At 60.2% G+C, this 18,591-nt stretch carries 17 protein-coding genes and 1 tRNA gene; 5 read left to right on the plus strand and 13 right to left on the minus strand.

Annotation, left to right across the window (positions count from 1 at the left end; all coding sequences use genetic code 11):
* Nucleotides 1-102: 102 nt before the first annotated feature.
* Nucleotides 103-1,035 (plus strand): sugar kinase, encoded by a 933-nt coding sequence (locus ACTJJ6_RS21955; protein ID WP_028128093.1) that lies wholly within the window; start codon nt 103-105, stop codon nt 1,033-1,035.
* Between the two features lie 243 nt (nt 1,036-1,278).
* Nucleotides 1,279-1,980, plus strand: coding sequence for a LuxR family transcriptional regulator (locus ACTJJ6_RS21960; protein WP_049300871.1), 702 nt, complete (start codon nt 1,279-1,281; stop codon nt 1,978-1,980).
* 47 nt (nt 1,981-2,027) lie between these two features.
* Here the strand turns inward: ACTJJ6_RS21960 and ilvC are convergent, their stop codons facing one another.
* Complete coding sequence (gene ilvC / locus ACTJJ6_RS21965; protein ID WP_440804427.1) at nt 2,028-3,503, minus strand: ketol-acid reductoisomerase; 1,476 nt, start codon at nt 3,501-3,503, stop codon at nt 2,028-2,030.
* Between the two features lie 168 nt (nt 3,504-3,671).
* Here ilvC and ilvY point away from each other — a divergent pair, with 168 nt between their 5' ends.
* Nucleotides 3,672-4,562: an HTH-type transcriptional activator IlvY gene (ilvY, locus tag ACTJJ6_RS21970; RefSeq protein WP_004929971.1), complete on the plus strand. Its 891-nt coding sequence runs from the start codon at nt 3,672-3,674 to the stop codon at nt 4,560-4,562.
* A gap of 9 nt (nt 4,563-4,571) precedes the next feature.
* On the opposite strand, the gene ACTJJ6_RS21975 is transcribed toward ilvY, so the two are convergent.
* The 10 genes from ACTJJ6_RS21975 to ACTJJ6_RS22020 form a co-directional block, all read right to left on the minus strand.
* Entirely contained in the window at nt 4,572-5,273 is a 702-nt protein-coding gene (locus tag ACTJJ6_RS21975; RefSeq protein WP_049300870.1) for a DUF2461 domain-containing protein, read from the minus strand.
* A gap of 21 nt (nt 5,274-5,294) precedes the next feature.
* On the minus strand, nt 5,295-5,873 hold the full coding sequence (locus tag ACTJJ6_RS21980; RefSeq protein ID WP_016930471.1) for a hypothetical protein: 579 nt from the start codon (nt 5,871-5,873) through the stop codon (nt 5,295-5,297).
* Complete coding sequence (locus ACTJJ6_RS21985; RefSeq protein WP_016930472.1) at nt 5,873-6,868, minus strand: hypothetical protein; 996 nt, start codon at nt 6,866-6,868, stop codon at nt 5,873-5,875. Before ACTJJ6_RS21985 ends, ACTJJ6_RS21980 begins: the two co-directional genes overlap by 1 nt.
* Nucleotides 6,869-6,980: 112 nt before the next feature.
* Nucleotides 6,981-8,525: a threonine ammonia-lyase, biosynthetic gene (gene ilvA / locus ACTJJ6_RS21990; protein WP_016930473.1), complete on the minus strand. Its 1,545-nt coding sequence runs from the start codon at nt 8,523-8,525 to the stop codon at nt 6,981-6,983.
* Nucleotides 8,526-8,530: 5 nt separating this feature from the next.
* The gene (gene ilvD, locus ACTJJ6_RS21995) at nt 8,531-10,381 is read right to left on the minus strand and encodes a dihydroxy-acid dehydratase (protein ID WP_033645377.1); all 1,851 of its coding nucleotides are present in this window, start codon (nt 10,379-10,381) and stop codon (nt 8,531-8,533) included.
* A 106-nt stretch (nt 10,382-10,487) separates the two neighbouring features.
* Nucleotides 10,488-11,414 (minus strand): branched-chain amino acid transaminase, encoded by a 927-nt coding sequence (locus ACTJJ6_RS22000; protein ID WP_016930475.1) that lies wholly within the window; start codon nt 11,412-11,414, stop codon nt 10,488-10,490.
* A 23-nt stretch (nt 11,415-11,437) separates the two neighbouring features.
* On the minus strand, nt 11,438-11,695 hold the full coding sequence (gene ilvM, locus ACTJJ6_RS22005) for an acetolactate synthase 2 small subunit (RefSeq protein WP_004929955.1): 258 nt from the start codon (nt 11,693-11,695) through the stop codon (nt 11,438-11,440).
* A complete protein-coding gene (ilvG, locus tag ACTJJ6_RS22010) occupies nt 11,692-13,338 on the minus strand; it encodes an acetolactate synthase 2 catalytic subunit (RefSeq protein WP_033639153.1) in 1,647 nt (548 codons plus the stop codon). The genes ilvM and ilvG overlap by 4 nt, the downstream gene beginning before the upstream one ends.
* A 142-nt stretch (nt 13,339-13,480) precedes the next feature.
* Nucleotides 13,481-13,579, minus strand: coding sequence for an ilv operon leader peptide (ilvL, locus tag ACTJJ6_RS22015; RefSeq protein WP_013814970.1), 99 nt, complete (start codon nt 13,577-13,579; stop codon nt 13,481-13,483).
* 133 nt (nt 13,580-13,712) lie between these two features.
* Nucleotides 13,713-14,945: an MFS transporter gene (locus ACTJJ6_RS22020; RefSeq protein WP_049300868.1), complete on the minus strand. Its 1,233-nt coding sequence runs from the start codon at nt 14,943-14,945 to the stop codon at nt 13,713-13,715.
* Nucleotides 14,946-15,285: 340 nt separating this feature from the next.
* Here ACTJJ6_RS22020 and ACTJJ6_RS22025 point away from each other — a divergent pair, with 340 nt between their 5' ends.
* Nucleotides 15,286-16,809 (plus strand): YifB family Mg chelatase-like AAA ATPase, encoded by a 1,524-nt coding sequence (locus tag ACTJJ6_RS22025; protein WP_143778601.1) that lies wholly within the window; start codon nt 15,286-15,288, stop codon nt 16,807-16,809.
* A gap of 27 nt (nt 16,810-16,836) precedes the next feature.
* Here the strand turns inward: ACTJJ6_RS22025 and ACTJJ6_RS22030 are convergent, their stop codons facing one another.
* Nucleotides 16,837-17,175, minus strand: a complete 339-nt coding sequence (locus tag ACTJJ6_RS22030; protein ID WP_004929946.1) for a DUF413 domain-containing protein — start codon at nt 17,173-17,175, stop codon at nt 16,837-16,839.
* Nucleotides 17,176-17,294: 119 nt separating this feature from the next.
* On the opposite strand from ACTJJ6_RS22030, the gene hdfR reads away from it, so the two are divergent.
* Nucleotides 17,295-18,122 carry an HTH-type transcriptional regulator HdfR gene (gene hdfR, locus ACTJJ6_RS22035; RefSeq protein WP_028128092.1) on the plus strand — a complete coding sequence of 276 codons (828 nt, stop codon included), beginning with the start codon at nt 17,295-17,297 and terminating at the stop codon, nt 18,120-18,122.
* Between the two features lie 269 nt (nt 18,123-18,391).
* Here the strand turns inward: hdfR and ACTJJ6_RS22040 are convergent.
* Nucleotides 18,392-18,467, minus strand: a tRNA-Trp gene (locus tag ACTJJ6_RS22040).
* Between the last annotated feature and the right edge of the window lie 124 nt (nt 18,468-18,591).

Consider the following 18,591-nt stretch of genomic DNA (forward strand, 5'->3'; position numbering starts at 1 on the left):
GATCATAAAAAATTAAAACACTGTTTTAATTTATTGACTCCCTTACCGCCTTGCGTGGAGACTGGTGGCTGTTGCTTCTTCTTTAGCCAGGGCTTATTGACGATGACTATCCGAAACCTCGCCGTGATCGGCGAATGCATGATCGAGCTGTCACAGCAGGGCGCACAGCTGACGCGCGGCTTTGGCGGCGATACCCTCAACACCGCCGTCTACCTCGCCCGCCAAATGCCGAAACAGACGTTGCAGGTGCATTACGTCACTGCGCTCGGCACCGACAGCTTCAGCGGCGAGATGCTGCAGGCCTGGCGGCAGGAGAAGATCGAGACCGGGTTGATTCAGCAGTTCGACAACAAGCTGCCGGGCCTGTACGTGATCGAAACCGACGCCGCCGGCGAACGCACTTTCTACTATTGGCGCAATGACGCCGCCGCCCGCTATTGGCTTGCTGGACCGCAGGCCGACGCACTGTGCGCGCGGCTGGCGCAGTTCGATTACCTGTACCTCAGCGGCATTAGCCTGGCGATCCTCGCGCCTGCCGACCGCACGAAGCTGCTGACGTTGCTGCGCCGCTGTCGCGCCAACGGCGGCCAGGTGATCTTCGACAACAACTACCGCCCGCGTCTGTGGCCAAGCCGTGAGGAAACGCAGCAGGCCTACCGCGAGGTGCTGGCCTGCACCGACATCGCCTTTTTGACGCTGGATGACGAAGAATTGCTGTGGGGAGCGCAGCCGGTTGAACAGATAGTGACGCGCACGCAGGCGCTCGGCGTCGGCGAGATCGTTATCAAACGCGGCGCGGATGCCTGTCTGGTGTTCAATGTGGAGGGGGAGCGGCTTGAGGTGCCGGCGATCGCACTGCCGCCGGAGCGCGTGGTGGATACCACTGCGGCGGGCGACTCTTTCAGCGCCGGCTACCTGGCGGTGCGCCTGAACGGCGGCGGCGCCCGGCAGGCGGCGCAGCGCGGCCATCAGCTTGCTGCGACGGTGATCCAACATCGCGGCGCCATCATTCCCGCAGCGGCGATGCCCGCATAATCAATAAGGCGGCGGCGAAGTCGCCCCGCCGCCCACGCAATGGATCCCAGAAGCATTGATCGGAGGATGATTGAAAGAATTTCCCTGGCGTTGGCTTATTTCCGCCCAGAGCTGCTAAGCTCGGGTCTTGGCATTGCCGTCTTTTTGAATTTATTAGCCGAGTATAAATTTCAATCCGCCGCACTGACTAGCTGGACTTTGGTGCAGGTCGGGCTGAGCCGCCGAACGACAGGGAGGTTACCGATGGCCGTCACATTCGCCAACGCCGTCGCCGCAAGACTGCATCTTGATGGCCGGCTACAGGCCTTCAGCCAATTCAAATACGCTTACTTGACCTTCAATAAACACCATCCCGACCGCCATCTGCTGGTATCGAGCTATCCGCAAGAATGGCTGGACATCTACAGTGCCAATCGCTATCAGCACATCGATCCCGTCGTGCGCGCCGCCCATAACCGCTGTGCGCCCTTTATGTGGCACGACACCGCCCTCACCACCGAGGATCGGCATTACCGGAAGATCTTCAGCCAGGCGCGGGAGTACGACATCGTGCACGGTTGCAGCTTTGTTTTGCACGATCACGACAACAATCTGGCGATCTTGTCGATCAGCGCGACGGCGGCCGATGACGCCGAACTGCGGCAGCTAATGGAGGAAGAAAGGGCCAGCCTGCAGATCGTCTTGGTCGATACCCACCAGCACGCGCTTGCGTTGGCCAGCGCCGAGGCGAGCCGAAAGGATCGGCTCTCGCCGCGCGAAGGGGAAATTCTCTATTGGGCCAGCCAGGGCAAAACCTATAATGAGATCGCGCTGATCCTGGGGATCAAAACCGGCACGGTGAAGTTTCACATCGGCAATGCGGTGCGGAAGCTGGGGGTCGCCAACGCCAAACACGCGATCCGGCGCGGCCTTGAACGGCAACTGATCGCGCCGCCTCAGGCATAAAAAAGCCGGCATTGCAGCCGGCTTTTTGTTTTTTATCTTGCGGAAAATCAGCCCGCAACGGCGATACGTTTCATGTCGGTCATGTAGCCGCGCAGTTTGCGGCCGACGGTTTCGATTGGATGGCTGCGCACCGCTTCGTTCACGTCGCGCAGCTGCGCGTTGTCCACCGCCGTACCCGCCACGGCTTTGCCCAAATCGCCCGCCTGCAGGGTGGTCATGAAATCCTTCAGCAACGGCACCGCCGCGTTGGCGAACAGGTAGTTGCCGTACTCCGCGGTATCGGAGATGACCACGTTCATTTCATACAGACGCTTACGCGCAATGGTGTTGGCGATCAACGGCAGCTCGTGCAGCGACTCGTAGTAAGCCGATTCTTCGATGATGCCGGCATCGACCATGGTTTCGAACGCCAGCTCAACGCCCGCTTTCACCATCGCCACCATCAGCACGCCGTGATCGAAGTACTCTTGCTCGCTGATTTTGCCTTCAAACTGCGGCGCATTCTCGAACGCAGTTTTGCCGGTCCCTTCGCGCCAGGTCAGCAGTTTCACGTCGTCTTCCGCCCAGTCGGCCATCATGCCGCTGGAGAAAGCGCCGGAGATGATGTCGTCCATGTGCTTCTGGAACAGCGGCGCCATGATGGTTTTCAGCTGTTCGGACAGCGCATAGGCGCGCAGCTTGGCCGGGTTGGACAGGCGATCCATCATCAGCGTGATGCCGCCCTGCTTCAGCGCTTCGGTGATGGTTTCCCAGCCGAACTGAATCAGTTTCTCGGCGTAAGCCGGATCGGCGCCTTCAGCAACCAGCTTGTCGAAGCACAGCAGAGAACCCGCCTGCAGCATGCCGCACAGAATGGTCTGCTCGCCCATCAGGTCAGATTTCACTTCAGCGACGAAGGAGGATTCCAGCACGCCGGCACGGTGGCCGCCGGTCGCCGCCGCCCAGGCCTTGGCGATCGCCATGCCTTCGCCTTTCGGATCGTTTTCCGGGTGAACCGCAATCAGGGTCGGCACGCCGAAGCCGCGCTTGTACTCTTCGCGCACTTCGGTGCCCGGGCACTTCGGCGCGACCATCACCACGGTGAGGTCTTTGCGCACCTGCTCGCCCACTTCAACGATGTTGAAGCCGTGGGAGTAACCCAGCGCCGCGCCGTCTTTCATCAGCGGCTGCACCGCACGCACCACGGAAGAGTGCTGCTTGTCCGGGGTCAGGTTAACCACCAGATCCGCCTGCGGGATCAAATCTTCGTAGGTGCCGACCTTAAAGCCGTTTTCGGTCGCCTTGCGCCAGGAAGCGCGCTTCTCGTCAATCGCTTCTTTGCGCAGGGCATAGGCGACATCCAGACCGGAATCGCGCATGTTCAGCCCCTGGTTCAGCCCCTGGGCGCCACAGCCGACAATCACCACTTTTTTACCTTTCAGGTAGCCGGCTTCGTCAGCAAATTCGTCGCGCGCCATAAAGCGGCATTTACCCAATTGCGCCAACTGCTGACGCAGGTTCAATGTGTTGAAATAGTTAGCCATGGTGGTACTCCGGTTTGATGTTGTCTTGCATTGTTATTTTCATTCCCCGCCCTGTCTGTGCGGAGATTCGTTAAACTCAATGTATAACAGGAAATGCGTTGCTTAAATTGATATATTGAGAACGTGACATTGCAATTTTTGCAACACTCTCACTGCGAGCGTATCGATATGGATTTACGTGATTTAAAGCTGTTCCTGCATCTGGCCGAAAGCCATCACTTCGGGCGCACCGCCAAGGCGATGCACGTCAGCCCGTCGACGCTCTCCCGCCAGATCCAGCGGCTGGAAGAGATCCTCGGGCAGCCGCTGTTCCTGCGCGATAACCGCACCGTGCAGCTCACCGACGCCGGTGAACAGCTGAAAGAATTCGCCCAACAGACGTTGCTGCAGTATCAGCAGCTGAAACACTCGCTCGGCCAGCACGGCCCTTCGCTGAGCGGCGAACTGCGGCTGTTCTGCTCGGTGACCGCGGCGTACAGCCACCTGCCGCCGATCCTCGATCGCTTCCGTGCGCAGCACCCGCTGGTAGAGATCAAGCTGACCACCGGCGATGCCGCCGACGCGGTCGACAAGGTGCAATCCAACGAGGCCGATCTCGGCATCGCCGGCCGGCCGGAAACGCTGCCCGCCAGCGTGGCGTTCACCAAAATCGGCGAAATTCCGCTGGTGCTGATCGCGCCGGCGCTGCCCTGCGCGGTGCGCAGCCAGGCGTTCGCCGACAAGCCCGACTGGGCCGAGATCCCGTTCATCTTGCCGGAGCACGGCCCTTCGCGAAAACGTATCGAACTGTGGTTCCGCCGCCACCGCATCAGCAATCCGCTGATTTACGCTACCGTCGGCGGCCACGAGGCCATCGTGTCGATGGTGGCCCTGGGCTGCGGCATCGCGCTGATCCCAAGCGTGGTGGTGGACAACAGCCCGGAGCCGGTACGCAACCGCATCTCGCAGCTGGATAACATCTCGATGGTCGAACCCTTCGAACTGGGGGTCTGCGTTCAGAAAAAGCGCCTCAGCGATCCGTTGATCGACGCCTTTTGGCGGTTGCTGCATCCCCGCTGACGCGGGGTTTCAAAGGTCTGCCGGATCGATCTGCTTCATCGTCTCTACCTGCATCAGCCAGTGGTAGAGCGGCTCAAGCTGCAAAAACGCCCCGGCCAGCAGCGGCGCCAGATCGGCGTTGAACAGCTTTTCCACTTCGCTGTCCGTCACCATCACCGCAAACGACTTGCGGTTGTACCAGGTGGCGATCTCCGCCGCCTGCTCCTTCACCAGCGGGCGCTTGTAGCTTTCGCCCACCAGCTCGAACGGCGGCCGGCAGCAGGCGGCCACCTCCAGGAAAGGCTGCGGCCGTTGTTTCAGCGTATGGCGGAACAGATCCATGGTCGGCTTGTTGGCGCTGTAGTAGCCGAGCCCATAGCGCAGCATGTCCGGCCCCAGTTCGAAAAAGTAGACCGGCGCATCTTTCCAGTCTTTGCTCGGGCGCTTGAACGTCAGCCACATGCGGCTGCGGTAGCGCGACTTGTCGTGAGAAAACCGCGTATCGCGATGAATGCGCGACAGCGTTTTGCCGATCGCCGGGCGAGTCTCGAACTGCGGATCGATCGCCAGCATGCCGGGAGCCAACTGCTCCACCAGCGCGCGAAACGGCGCCAGCAGCTCGCGATCGTAGATGTCGCGGTTGCCGTCGAACCACGCCTTATCGTTCTCGATCCGCACCTGCTGCAGGAAATTCAGGCCCTGCTGGCTAAAGCCGGAGAAAGGTTGCGTCATAAGTTTTTCCGTTCTGACGGTTTATCGGGTGTTGCGCAGATCTTCCCTCTGCCAACGGCGTTTGATAAACACGCGCCGACGCGTGCGGAAATAAGCGACATACAGGTAGAACGCCGCCCGGTTGCTGAACAGCGCCCCGCCAACCGCGCCCCCCAGCAGCAGGGCGCCGGTGGCGATGCCGGTCATGCCCGCCGCCCACGCCGCCGCGGCGCCGAGGCAACACAGACCGAGCATGCCAAGGTAATATTGCAGCAATACCACCCCGCTGTTTTTACCCTGCACCAGTTGGAACAGGATCAGCGTCATCCACACCGCCACGATCGCGCCGCTGCCCATTAGAACGGCGGCAGAAGTCTTGCCGCTCCAGGCGGCCGCCACGTCCGTGGCCAGGCCCATCACGCCCGCCAGCCCCAGCGTCAGGCATACCATCAGCAACATGACATTGCCGACGCCCGGCGGTGACAGCCGCTGGCCCGGCGTCAGGAAATGCTGCTCAAGCTGCGCATCCACGCCGGCGAAAAGCGCACGATCGCGCGCCGCGATTTGGCTTTCCATCTCCCGGCCCTGCACGATCAGGCGTTTAATCATCCAATCCGCCATTACCTCACCATCTGCGGCAATTTCTGCATAATGCCCACAAAATACTGCCCGGTGGTTTTCACATTCACCGGCGCAGACAGGGTGCCGCTGATGCCGCTGCCCACGAACGTCAATGAGTTATTGAGCGCCGAATGCAGTTGCTGACGCAGCCCGTTTTGGATCGCTTCCGTCGGATAGCGCTTCGGGTATAAGCCGTTCTTCACCATCTCTTTCAAGACGTTATTGGAAATCCCCGGGTTTTCCGCCCGAATGATGTTTTCGGTCAGCCGCTTCCTTTCGCTGCGGGGCATGCTTTTCAGCCATTCCGTCGCCTTGCGCGCCGAAATGCGGCGCATGGCGCGGTAGGTCATCGTCGCTTCCTTCAGGGCGGCCCCCGCGCTGGCCAGCGAGATCACATCGAGTACGGTGCTGGTGGCGATATACCACTGCTCAGAGTCGAGCTGAGCCAATTCATCGCCTTTTCCGTCATAAAGCTTGTTGACGCGGTATAGCCCATTGCCGCACTGCAGCGCGCTGGCGGCCATGCCGGCATAGCCCAGATAAGCCACCGCTGAGCTGGTGCCGCCGGTAAACGGCACGGCGACGCTGCCCGACGCCAGTAAAAATACCGATACCAGCAGCGTTCCGCACGACAGCGCGGCCGAGGCCAACTCTTTGCTGACGCTGGGTTTGCTCAACGCTTCCGACAGCGTATTGGTCGCGGCAACGCGCGAGGTATGAGCCACCGTTTTGCTGATGACCACGTGGGTGACCTGCGAAGCGTTCGAATAACCGGTGTGCTGCGTCGGGCGGACTAAAAATGAGTTTTGCCCGTCGGAAAAAATAATTCCCACGCCATGAAAAGCGAGGCTGCAGTCCAGCGAGTCCTGCAAGGCTTGCAGATTAATATCGCGATAGAACTCTTGTACCCCGGCATTGCCCAACAAGCGGGCAAATTCGGCGTTGGTCAAATCGTCTTCGGGAGAACCGAACGGCGTAGAAAAAGCGGTTTTCATTGTCGTGCATCCCTATACGTCAGAAGTCTTGGCAGTATAAAAATGCACGACAAAATCACAACCATGCAACCTATAAACTGACTAACGCGTCACGGTTGCTTATCAATCCGGCTCACCCCTGCAAAAAGAAGCGGAACGCCGGGTTGTCGGTTTCGTCGTGGCAATCGTAGCCCAGCGCCTGCAGGTGCCGCTCGAATTCCGGCTCGCTTTGCGCCAGTTCAAAGGCCGCCAGCACCCGGCCGAAGTCGGTGCCGTGGCTGCGATAGTGGAACAACGAGATGTTCCAGTGCGTGCCCAGCGTTTGCAGGAACTTCAGCAGCGCGCCCGGCGACTCCGGAAACTCAAAGCTGTACAGCCGTTCGCGCAGCGGCTTCGACGGACGCCCGCCCACCATGTAGCGCACGTGCAGCTTGGCCATCTCATCGTCCGACAGATCCACCACCTGATAACCGCCGGCGTTGAGTTCGTCGATGATCTCCCGTCGTTCGGCGTGGCCGCGCGTCAGACGCACGCCGACGAAAATGCAGGCGTTGTCGGCATCGGCGTAGCGGTAGTTGAATTCGGTCACCGAGCGCCCGCCCAGCAGTTGGCAGAACTTGAGGAAGCTGCCCTGTTGTTCCGGAATGGTCACCGCCAGCAGCGCTTCGCGTTGTTCGCCCAGTTCGCAGCGCTCGGAAACGTAGCGCAGCCCATGGAAGTTGAGGTTGGCGCCGGACAGCACGTGCGCCAGACGCTCGCCCTGAATGTTGTGCTGCTGGACGTACTTTTTCAGCCCCGCCAGCGCCAGCGCGCCGGAAGGTTCGGCGATGGCGCGCACGTCCTCGAACAGATCTTTGACCGCCGCGCAGATGGCGTCGCTGTCCACGGTGATCACGTCGTCCAGATACTCACGGCACAGGCGGAAGGTTTCGTCGCCGATGCGTTTCACCGCCACGCCTTCGGCGAACAGCCCGACGCGCGCCAGATCCACCGGATGGCCGGCATCCAGCGCCGCGCGCAGGCAGGCGGAGTCTTCCGCTTCGACGCCGATCACTTTGATCTGCGGCATCAGCTGTTTGATCAGCACCGCCACCCCGGCGGCCAGGCCGCCGCCGCCGACCGGCACGAAGACCCGATCCAGATGCGCGTCTTGCTGCAGCAGCTCCATCGCCAGCGTGCCCTGCCCGGCGATCACCGTCGGGTGATCGAACGGCGGCACGAAGGTCATGCCCTGCTGTTGGGAAAGTTCAATCGCCTTTGCCTTGGCCTCGTCGAAATTGGCGCCGTGCAGCAACACTTCGCCGCCGAAACCGCGCACCGCATCCACCTTGATGTCCGCGGTGGACACCGGCATCACGATCAGCGTTTTGATGCCCAGCCGTTTACCGGAGAAGGCGACGCCCTGCGCGTGGTTGCCGGCCGAAGCCGTCACGACGCCGCGCGCCTTCTGCTCTTCGTCCAGCCCGGCGATCATCGCATAGGCCCCGCGCAGCTTGAAGCTGTGCACCGGTTGGCGATCTTCGCGCTTCACCAAAATGGTGTTGCCGAGGCGCGAAGAGATTTTGCTCATGGCCTGCAACGGGGTGACCTGCGCCACCTCGTAGACCGGCGAGCGCAGTACCGCTCGCAGATATTCCGCGCCGCAGGGGGCGCTGGGTAGGGGTTGAGAGACCGCCATGCTGCTTATCCCCCCAGTTTGCTCTTGTCGCGCACCGCGCCTTTGTCGGCGCTGGTGGCCAACGAGGCGTAGGCGCGCAGCGCGAAGGACACCTGACGTTCACGATTTTTCGGCGTCCAGGCCGCGTCGCCGCGCGCCAGTTCCGCCTCATGCCGCGCCGCCAACTCCTGCTCGCTGACATCCAGCTGGATGCCGCGATGAGGAATGTCGATCGCGATCATGTCGCCGTCCTGCACCAGGGCGATCAGGCCGCCGCTGGCCGCTTCCGGCGAAGCGTGGCCGATGGACAACCCGGAGGTGCCGCCGGAGAAACGCCCGTCGGTGATCAGCGCGCACGCCTTGCCCAGTCCCATCGATTTCAGGTAGGTGGTTGGGTAAAGCATTTCCTGCATGCCCGGCCCGCCTTTCGGCCCTTCGTAGCGAATCACCACTACGTCGCCCGCTACCACTTTACCGCCGAGGATCGCTTCTACCGCGTCGTCCTGGCTTTCATACACTTTGGCCGGGCCGCGGAAGGTGAGGATTTCCTTGTCGACGCCGGCGGTTTTGACGATGCAGCCGTTTTCCGCCAGGTTGCCGTACAGCACCGCCAACCCGCCGTCCTGACTGTAGGCGTGCTCACGGGTGCGGATGCAGCCTTCCTTGCGGTCGGTGTCCAGCGAATCCCAACGGCAATCCTGAGAGAATGCCTGCGTGGTGCGGATACCGGCCGGCCCGGCGGAGTACATTTTCTTGACGCTTTCGTCGCGGGTCAGCATCACGTCGTAGGCTTCCAGCGTCTGCGGCAGGGTCAGCCCCAATACGTTGTTCACCTCGCGGTTCAGCAAGCCGGCGCGATCCAGCTCGCCGAGGATGCCGATCACGCCGCCGGCGCGGTGCACGTCTTCCATGTGATATTTCTGCGTGCTCGGTGCCACCTTGCACAGGTGCGGCACTTTGCGCGACAGGCGATCGATGTCCTCCATGGTGAAGTCCACCTCGCCTTCCTGCGCCGAAGCCAGCAGGTGCAGCACGGTGTTGGTCGAGCCGCCCATGGCGATGTCCAGCGTCATGGCGTTTTCAAATGCCGCCTTGTTGGCGATATTGCGCGGCAGCGCGCTCTCGTCGTCCTGCTCGTAATAGCGTTTGGTCAGCTCGACGATGCGCTTGCCGGCGTTGAGGAACAGTTCCTTGCGATCGGCGTGGGTGGCCAGCAGCGAACCGTTGCCCGGCTGCGACAGGCCCAGCGCTTCGGTCAGGCAGTTCATTGAGTTGGCGGTGAACATGCCGGAGCAAGAGCCGCAGGTCGGGCAGGCGGAACGCTCGATCTGCTCGCTGTCGGCGTCGCTGACGTTCGGGTTCGCGCCCTGGATCATCGCGTCCACCAGATCCAGCTTGATGATCTGGTTGGAGAGTTTGGTCTTGCCGGCTTCCATCGGACCGCCGGAGACGAAGATCACCGGAATATTCAGGCGCAACGCCGCCATCAGCATGCCCGGGGTGATCTTGTCACAGTTGGAGATGCACACCATCGCATCGGCGCAGTGGGCGTTCACCATGTATTCGACCGAGTCGGCGATCAGCTCGCGCGACGGCAGGGAATAGAGCATGCCGCCGTGGCCCATGGCGATGCCGTCATCCACCGCAATGGTGTTGAACTCTTTGGCCACGCCGCCGGAGGCTTCGATCTGTTCGGCGACCAGTTTGCCCAGATCGCGCAGATGCACATGGCCAGGCACGAACTGGGTAAAGGAGTTGACCACGGCGATGATTGGCTTGCCGAAATCGGCGTCGGTCATCCCGGTCGCGCGCCACAATGCGCGGGCACCCGCCATATTGCGGCCGTGGGTGGTGGTGGCGGAACGGTACTTAGGCATGCTCTTTTCACTCCAAATGTATTTATGACAGGCGGCGAACGAACCGCCTGGATATTCTTATCTTGTCTGTCTTGTCGTCCGCCACGCTGCGCGGCGAACCTTATCGTTACGGATTGACCGGATCCAGCCAACCGTATTTGTCTTCGGTCTTGCCGCTGAACAGGCCGAAGAACGCCTGTTGGATCTGTTTGGTCACCGGGCCGCATTTGCCGATGCCGACCTGAATGCCGTCCACGCTGCGCACCGGCGTGATCTCCGCCGCGGTGCCGGACATGAACACTTCGTCGGCCAGGTACAGCGATTCGCGCGACAGCACCTGCTCGCGCACCTCGAAGCCCATGTCTTTCGCCAGCTTGATGATCGCGTCGCGGGTAATGCCCGGCAGCGCCGAAGAGGTGAATGGCGGGGTATAGAGCACGCCGTCTTTCACTTCAAACAGGTTTTCGCCCGCCCCTTCGGAAATGTAACCGTGCACGTCGAGCGCAATGCCTTCCTGATAGCCGTGGCGACGCGCTTCGCTGCCCACCAGCAGGGAGGAAAGATAATTGCCGCCGGCCTTGGCCGCAGTGGGGATCGTGTTTGGTGCGACGCGGTGCCAGGAGGAGACCATCGCATCGATGCCTTGATCCAGCGCTTCTTCACCCAGGTAAGCGCCCCAAGGAAACGCCGCGATAATCACGTCCGTTTTATAACCGGCCGGCGGGTTGACGCCCATGCCGACATCGCCGACGAACACCAGCGGGCGAATGTACGCGCTGACCAGGTTGTTCTTGCGCAGCGTAGCGCGGCAAGCTTCCATCAGCTCGTCGACGCTTTGCGACACCGGCATGCGGTAGATTTTCGCCGAATCGTGCAGGCGCTGCATATGCTCGCGATGACGGAATACCACCGGCCCCAAGTGCGAGTCGTAGCAGCGCACCCCTTCAAACACCGACGTGCCGTAATGCAACGCGTGCGACATCACGTGCACTTTGGCCTCGGCCCAAGGAACCATCTCACCATTGAACCAAATGTAATCGGCTTTCTTTGTCATTGTTATTTATCCTTCTCGGCGCCTCAGGCGCGTATTTGTTGTGATGTTGGCTGCTGGATCTCGACGCAGGAGACGTCCATCAGTTTGCTTAATTGAGATGACAACAGGGCGACCGGGCGCGGGCTGGCAACGGTCAATTCGATATTGATGCTGTCGGCGTTGGCCGGGGAAACCATATTCATAGCACAAACCTGAAAGCCGCGATGACGCACGACCCGCAATACGCGCTCTAACATTTCGGGGCGAAAACGCGCCTGGATCGAGAGTTGATGCTGCATCATGATATTTCCTCCAACATGGTTTCGTTACCGGCGCCCGGCGGCACCAGCGGCCAGACGTTTTCGAGTTCGTCGATAGAGACCTGCAGCAGATAAGGGCCTTCGGTGTTGAACAGCGCCTCGAGCGCGCCCTCCACCTGATCCTTGCGGCTGATGCGCTGGCCGGGAATGCCGAAGGCGGCGGCCAGCATCAGGAAATCGGGGTTATCGGACAGGTTGGTTTCGCTGTAGCGGCCGTCGAAGAACAGCTGCTGCCATTGGCGCACCATCCCGAGACGCTGGTTGTCCAGCAGCACGATCTTCAGCGGCAGCTGTTTGCGCTTGATAGTGCCCAGTTCCTGCACGTTCATCATGAAGGAACCATCGCCCGAGACGCAGATCACCGTATCTTGCGGGCGGGCAATTTGGGCCCCTACCGCCGCCGGCACGCCGAACCCCATGGTGCCGAGACCGCTGGAGGTGATGAAATTCTCCGGGCGCTCGAACGTCATGTGTTGCGCGCTCCACATCTGGTGCTGACCGACGTCGGTGGTCACCACGCTGTTGGCCGGCTTGCGGGCGGACAGCTGGCGCAAGAACAGCGGCGCGTAGATCGGCTGGCCGGGGTGATCGTAGCGGCAGGCGTGCTCGGCTTTCAGCGCCGTCACCTGCTGCTGCCAGGCGGCGATGTTCAGCGGGCGCTGCAACGCCGGCAGCAACGTTTTCAAATCGCCCTGCAGGGCCACATGCGCCTGGCGCAGCTTGCTCATTTCCGCCGGGTCGATATCCATGTGGATCACTTTGGCGTGCGGCGCGAAGGCGTTCAGTTTGCCGGTCACGCGGTCATCGAAACGCGCGCCGACGGCGATCAGCAAATCGCACTCCTGCACCGCCAGGTTAGCGGCCTTGGTGCCGTGCATGCCCAGCATGCCGAGGTACAGCGGATCTTGCGCATCCGGCGCGCCCAGCCCCTTCAGGGTGGCGACGTTCGGCATGCGGGTCACGGCGATGAACTCGCGCAGCGCCGGCACCGCCTGCGCCATGCCCACGCCGCCGCCGACGTACAGCATCGGTTTATGCGCCTGCGCCAGCAGCTCAGCCGCCTCGGCCAACGCCGCCGCCGGGAACGCCGGCGCTTCGTCGACCGGCATCAGATGCGGGTGCAAGTCGCCCTGCGCCAGCTGGATGTCTTTCGGGATATCGATCAGCACCGGACCGGGACGGCCGCCGGCGGCGATGGCGAACGCTTCCGCCATGATGCCCGGCAAGGCGTCCAGCGACTCCACCAGGAAGCTGTGCTTGGTGCAGGCCAGAGACAGGCCGAGAACATCGATCTCCTGAAAGGCATCGGTGCCGATCAGCGCGGAACCCACCTGACCGGTGATGGCGACAACGGGAACAGAATCGAGCAGCGCATCAGCCAGGCCGGTGATCAGGTTGGTGGCGCCGGGGCCGGAAGTGGCGATGCAAACGCCGACTTTGCCGGTGGCGCGGGCGTAGCCGATGGCGGCCATGGCGGCGCCCTGTTCATGGCGGCACAGCAGGTGTTCCACGCCGCCGTCATACAACGCATCGTACACCGGCATGATTGCCCCGCCCGGATAGCCGAATACGGTATCCACCCCCTGCGCACGCAACGCTTGAACTACCCACTGAGCGCCATTCATGGTTATTTCCCCGCCTTACTTCGACAACTGCAGGATTTTGTTCTGTTTTTCATGTTCTGCCCCTTGCTCCACTTTTCTCTTGCCAATAAAAAACCCCCGGACCTGACGGTGCGGGGGTTCTCTTGCGATTCCGGCTTGTTTGCTAAGCCTTTCTTCGTCCAAGTGCAGCCCCGCACGGTGGGATAATAATCACCACCACGCTAATCACGACTAGGCTAATCACTTGGGCAAAGGCTTTCATAATGGGTTTGTTCACTGTGCTCATTCAGAACTAATGCTTACAGAGGTATCATAGTCGCGCGCGGCATGACAACACTTTTTTTGCGTTATTATTCGGCGCAATCTGGTCATACCTCACGCGAATCGCCCATCTTTCACACGTTGGCGCGCATACCCGGATTTTCTACCGCGTCGGTGATCGCCTTGCCGCGCGTATCCTTGCCGAAGAACACCAACAGGGCGATCGCCACCGCCACCGTACCGGCGACGATCGCCATCGCCAGGCCGTAATTATGCCCATGATGCTCGGCGATGGTGGCTTGCAGCGTGGCGTTGACCGAAGCGATCAGGTTACCCAGTTGGTACACAAACCCCGGCAGCACCGCGCGGGTATTGGCCGGCACCAGCTCGGTCAGGTAGGTCGGCACCACGCCCCAGGCGCCCTGCACCATGAACTGCATCAGGAAAGCGCCGATCCCCAACATCAGCGAACCGCTGGAAAACGCCCACAGCGGGATCACCGGCAGCGCCAGCAGCGCGGCAATGATGATCGCTTTTTTGCGGCCGATCTTTTCCGACAACGAACCGAAGAAAACACCGCCGATAATTGACGCGATATTGTAGCTAATGGCGATGATACTGACGGTTTTAGGGTCGAAACCGTGCTGAACTTTCAGAAACACCGGATACAGATCCTGCGTGCCGTGGGAGAAGAAATTGAACGCCGCCATCAGCAGCACCAGATAGCAGCACAGCTTCCAGTGGCTCTTCAACACCGGCAGCAAGGCGGTGCTCTCTTTGCGTTCACGCGCCGCCAGCCACACCGGCGACTCCTGCACGCAATAATAAATAAACGGCAGCAGCAGGATCGGCGCCGCGCCGATGACGAACATGCCGCGCCAGCCGACCGTTTCGAACAGCAAGCCGTACACCACCGCCGCCAGCAGATAACCAAACGGATAGCCGGCCTGGAAAATACCCGACATCAGGCCGCGTGAGCGGTCCGGTATGGTTTCCATCGCCAACGACGACGCCACGCCCCAGATGCCGCCCATCGCGATACCGTACAACACCCGCAACAGCAAGAAGACCGTCAGCGAGGGCGCGGCGGCGGAGAGCAGCTCAAACACCGAGAAAAAGACGATATTCAACATCAGGATCGGTTTGCGGCCATACTTTTCCGCCGCACGCCCGAAGATCAGCGCGCCAATCGGGCGCACCGCCAGCGTGAGCAGAATCGCCAACGTGACCTGTTCCAGACCGACGTGAAAGGATTGCGCGATGTCGCTGAGTAAGAATACCAGCACGAAAAAATCGAAAGCGTCGAGCGTCCAGCTTGAAAAGCTGGCGATTGCCGCGTTGCGTTGCAGCGGGGTCCAACCAAACATAGTGTTATCCCTACCGTAGAGTACGAAGTCAGGAGGTTTAGCGGCTGCCGGGCAGAATGCGGCGGCGGTCGGAGCTTGTTAAAGAAGTGATTTTTCTTTTAATCAATTGTTAAATACACCCGTTAACCCTATGATTGCAATGCGTATGGGCCGCTAATGTGTTGCAGCCTTCAGCGAATTGTTAATGGGTATTGCCGCAGGTTGCGAGGCGGCTCGCACAATCTCTTTACTTCGATGAAAATGAGCAATTACGCTGCGAAACCCATAGAAAAACTACCAATAACGCCGCGCAATGCCTGGATGAACCTCGCATCATGTCGTCCTCAGCAAGGAGAGCGATATGTCACTGGCGTTAATCTATAGCCGCGCCATCATCGGCGTTCAGGCCCCTTCCGTAACGGTGGAGGTGCATATCAGCAATGGCCTGCCCGGCCTGACGCTGGTCGGCCTGCCGGAAACCACGGTAAAAGAGGCGCGCGATCGGGTGCGCAGCGCCCTGATCAACAGCGGTTTCACCTTTCCCGCCCGGCGCATCACCGTCAATTTGGCGCCCGCCGATCTGCCAAAAGAAGGCGGGCGTTACGATCTGCCGATAGCGCTGGCGATCCTCGCCGCCTCCGAGCAATTGCCCCTCGCGCCGTTGGCGCGCTACGAGTTTCTTGGCGAGCTCGCGCTGTCTGGCTCACTGCGCGCGGTCAGGGGAGCGATCCCGGCGGCACTGGCGGCGGCTGATGCCGGGCGGCAACTGATCCTCTCGATGGACAACGCCGCCGAAGTCGGCCTGATCGCGCAGTCGCGCTCCCATACCGCCCAACACCTGCTGGAAGTCTGCGCTTTTTTGCTCGGCCAAGGCGAACTGCCGGTAGCGGCCACGCCCCCCGATGCGGACAACGCGTGCGAAAACGCCGACCTGCGCGACATCATCGGTCAGGAACAGGCCAAGCGGGCATTAGAGATCGCCGCCGCCGGCGGGCATAACCTGCTGTTGATTGGGCCACCGGGCACCGGTAAAACCATGCTGGCCAGCCGTCTCACGGGCTTGCTGCCGCCGCTGACGGAGGCTGAGGCGCTGGAAAGCCTGGCGATCGCCAGCTTGCAGCATCACATTCCCGCCGCGCTACCATGGCGCCAGAGGCCGTTTCGCGCGCCGCACCACAGCGCCTCGATGGCGGCATTGGTCGGCGGCGGCTCACTGCCGCGACCGGGCGAGATCTCGATGGCGCATAACGGCGTGCTGTTTCTGGATGAACTGCCGGAATTCGAGCGTAAGGTACTGGATGCGCTGCGTGAGCCGTTGGAATCCGGCGAGATCGTGATTTCACGTGCCAACGCCAAGGTCTGTTTCCCCGCCAGGGTGCAACTGATCGCGGCAATGAACCCCAGTCCGACAGGGCATTATCAGGGGTTGCACAATCGCGCCTCACCGCAGCAGGTGTTGCGCTATCTGGCCCGGCTGTCAGGGCCTTTTCTCGACCGTTTCGATCTGTCTATCGAAGTGCCATTGTTGCCGCCGGGTACGCTCAGTCATCGGAAAACCCATGGAGAAAGCAGCGAACAAGTACGGAAAAGGGTGCAGCAGGCACGCGCCCGGCAGCTCGAACGCGCCGGTAAAGTCAACGCGCTGTTGAGCAACCGTGAAGTGGAACGAGATTGCGTTTTGCAGGCGGCAGACGCCGAGTTTTTGGAAGCGACATTAAACACGCTGGGGTTATCGGTCCGCGCCTGGCAGCGCATCTTGAAAGTGGCGCGCACGCTGGCGGATTTGGCGGGAGATGCTGAGCTCGACAGGCGCCACCTCAGCGAAGCGCTGGGCTATCGCAGTATGGACCGTCTGCTGTTACAACTGCATCGCAGTCTGGAATGAAAATGGGGCCCGCAGGCCCCATCGTCTTTAGTCTTCGCTGTCGCTGTAATCTTCTACTGCGTCAGCCTGCGGTTTACCGCCGGACAGAGTATGGAATTTCTTCGGGCGACGTGTGCGCGCCAGATATTTAGCCCATACTTTTTCCTGCTCGGTAGCCGCTTCGCGCTCACCGCGGCACACTGCGACGAACAGCTGTTCTTCTTCAGTGGCCGGCTGGCGTTTACCCGAGTCCAACTCGTTAAACGCGTAGCCGAAGCGCTCTAGCAATTGCGCCTCTTTAATGGTGAAATCGCCGTGACGGGAGAACCCGCGAGGGTAATGTTTATTATCAAAAAAACGATTGGTCGTGGTGAAGCTATCCGCCATCTGACACGCTCCTAATTCTCTTATGGCCGTGCTGTTTATGGCGCGGAGTATTAGATAGGCTTGACAGCGTGTAAAACAAAACATTTAAATCTTAACGACAAATTTTTTTGGAGATAGGTGTGGATACCGAATTACTGAAAACCTTTTTGGAGGTCAGTAGAACGCGTCACTTTGGCAGAGCCGCAGAATCTTTGTACTTAACGCAGTCCGCGGTCAGTTTCCGCATCCGTCAGCTAGAAAACCAGTTGGGCGCAAATTTATTTACCCGTCATCGCAATAACATCCGCCTGACGCCTGCCGGCGAGCGGCTTCTGCCCTATGCCGAGAGCCTGATGAACACCTGGCAGTTGGCGAAGAAGGAAGTCGTGCGTTCGCTGCAACACACCGAGTTGTCGATCGGCGCTACCGCTTCGTTGTGGGAGGCCTATCTGACTCCCTGGTTGCAAGCACTCTATCAACAACGCGAGGCGCTGCAGCTAGAAGCCAGGGTGGCATTAAGGCACTCTTTGGTAAAACAACTGCATGAAAGGCAGCTCGATTTACTGATCACCACTGAACCGCCGAAGATGGATGAGTTGGCCAGCCAGCAACTGAGCAATTTCTCATTACGCCTGTTCTCATCCGCTTATCGTGACAAACAGGCCCCAATGCCCTACATCAAGCTGGAATGGGGAGCCGACTTCCACCAACAAGAAAACCGCATGTTGGAAGGTGATAACGTACCGGTGCTTACCACCACCTCCGCTCACCTGACGCGTCAGCTGTTGGAAACCACGGGCGGATGCGCTTTCCTGCCCAGCCATTGGGAAAAAGAGTACCCACAGCTGGTGGCCGCCACCGAGATCCCGCCGATTATCCGCCCACTGTATGCCGTCTGGTTGCAAAACAGCGATCAACAACCTTTGATTCGGCAATTACTTAAAATACCTTTAAATACCGCAGCCTAAAGCGCCATGGCGGCCTTAAAAGCCGCCACCGTGGTCTTGGCTGTCTATCATGCCAAAAGCCGCCCATCGCCTTCTGAGAGAAGAAAATGCAAAATGGTAGGAGAATCAGGAGGTCTGCGGGGGTAAAGATCGAAAGGCTATGGAGCAACTCGGATCAGATAAGCATCAGCATAGAGCACCCGATGCGCTCTTTTCCAAAACGATAACGCTCTAAGGATCGGGATAATAGGCAAAAAAAAACCCTTTGCTTTCGCAAAGGGTTCTTAATATGGCAGGGGCGGAGAGACTCGAACTCGCGACACCCGGTTTTGGAGACCGGTGCTCTACCAACTGAGCTACGCCCCTAAATCTCGCTTAACATTATGCCTGCTAATAAAGCAGGCATAATTAAATAAGTGGCGGAACGGACGGGGCTCGAACCCGCGACCCCCTGCGTGACAGGCAGGTATTCTAACCAACTGAACTACCG

The sequence above is a fragment of the Serratia sp. 22278 genome, from assembly GCF_052045405.1.
GTDB classification, from domain to species: domain Bacteria; phylum Pseudomonadota; class Gammaproteobacteria; order Enterobacterales; family Enterobacteriaceae; genus Serratia; species Serratia marcescens.

What these genes read in the sequence shown, in the direction of transcription:
- ilvA (WP_016930473.1), bottom strand. Translation starts at nt 8,525, where the DNA reads ATGGCGGTCTCTCAACCCCTACCCAGCGCCCCCTGCGGCGCGGAATAT.
- ACTJJ6_RS21985 (WP_016930472.1), bottom strand. Translation starts at nt 6,868, where the DNA reads ATGAAAACCGCTTTTTCTACGCCGTTCGGTTCTCCCGAAGACGATTTG.
- ACTJJ6_RS22000 (WP_016930475.1), bottom strand. Translation starts at nt 11,414, where the DNA reads ATGACAAAGAAAGCCGATTACATTTGGTTCAATGGTGAGATGGTTCCT.
- ACTJJ6_RS22030 (WP_004929946.1), bottom strand. Translation starts at nt 17,175, where the DNA reads ATGGCGGATAGCTTCACCACGACCAATCGTTTTTTTGATAATAAACAT.
- ilvG (WP_033639153.1), bottom strand. Translation starts at nt 13,338, where the DNA reads ATGAATGGCGCTCAGTGGGTAGTTCAAGCGTTGCGTGCGCAGGGGGTG.
- ACTJJ6_RS22025 (WP_143778601.1), top strand. Translation starts at nt 15,286, where the DNA reads ATGTCACTGGCGTTAATCTATAGCCGCGCCATCATCGGCGTTCAGGCC.
- ilvL (WP_013814970.1), bottom strand. Translation starts at nt 13,579, where the DNA reads ATGAAAGCCTTTGCCCAAGTGATTAGCCTAGTCGTGATTAGCGTGGTG.
- ilvC (WP_440804427.1), bottom strand. Translation starts at nt 3,503, where the DNA reads ATGGCTAACTATTTCAACACATTGAACCTGCGTCAGCAGTTGGCGCAA.
- ACTJJ6_RS22020 (WP_049300868.1), bottom strand. Translation starts at nt 14,945, where the DNA reads ATGTTTGGTTGGACCCCGCTGCAACGCAACGCGGCAATCGCCAGCTTT.
- ACTJJ6_RS21960 (WP_049300871.1), top strand. Translation starts at nt 1,279, where the DNA reads ATGGCCGTCACATTCGCCAACGCCGTCGCCGCAAGACTGCATCTTGAT.
- ACTJJ6_RS21975 (WP_049300870.1), bottom strand. Translation starts at nt 5,273, where the DNA reads ATGACGCAACCTTTCTCCGGCTTTAGCCAGCAGGGCCTGAATTTCCTG.
- ilvM (WP_004929955.1), bottom strand. Translation starts at nt 11,695, where the DNA reads ATGATGCAGCATCAACTCTCGATCCAGGCGCGTTTTCGCCCCGAAATG.
- ilvY (WP_004929971.1), top strand. Translation starts at nt 3,672, where the DNA reads ATGGATTTACGTGATTTAAAGCTGTTCCTGCATCTGGCCGAAAGCCAT.
- ilvD (WP_033645377.1), bottom strand. Translation starts at nt 10,381, where the DNA reads ATGCCTAAGTACCGTTCCGCCACCACCACCCACGGCCGCAATATGGCG.
- ACTJJ6_RS21955 (WP_028128093.1), top strand. Translation starts at nt 103, where the DNA reads ATGACTATCCGAAACCTCGCCGTGATCGGCGAATGCATGATCGAGCTG.
- ACTJJ6_RS21980 (WP_016930471.1), bottom strand. Translation starts at nt 5,873, where the DNA reads ATGGCGGATTGGATGATTAAACGCCTGATCGTGCAGGGCCGGGAGATG.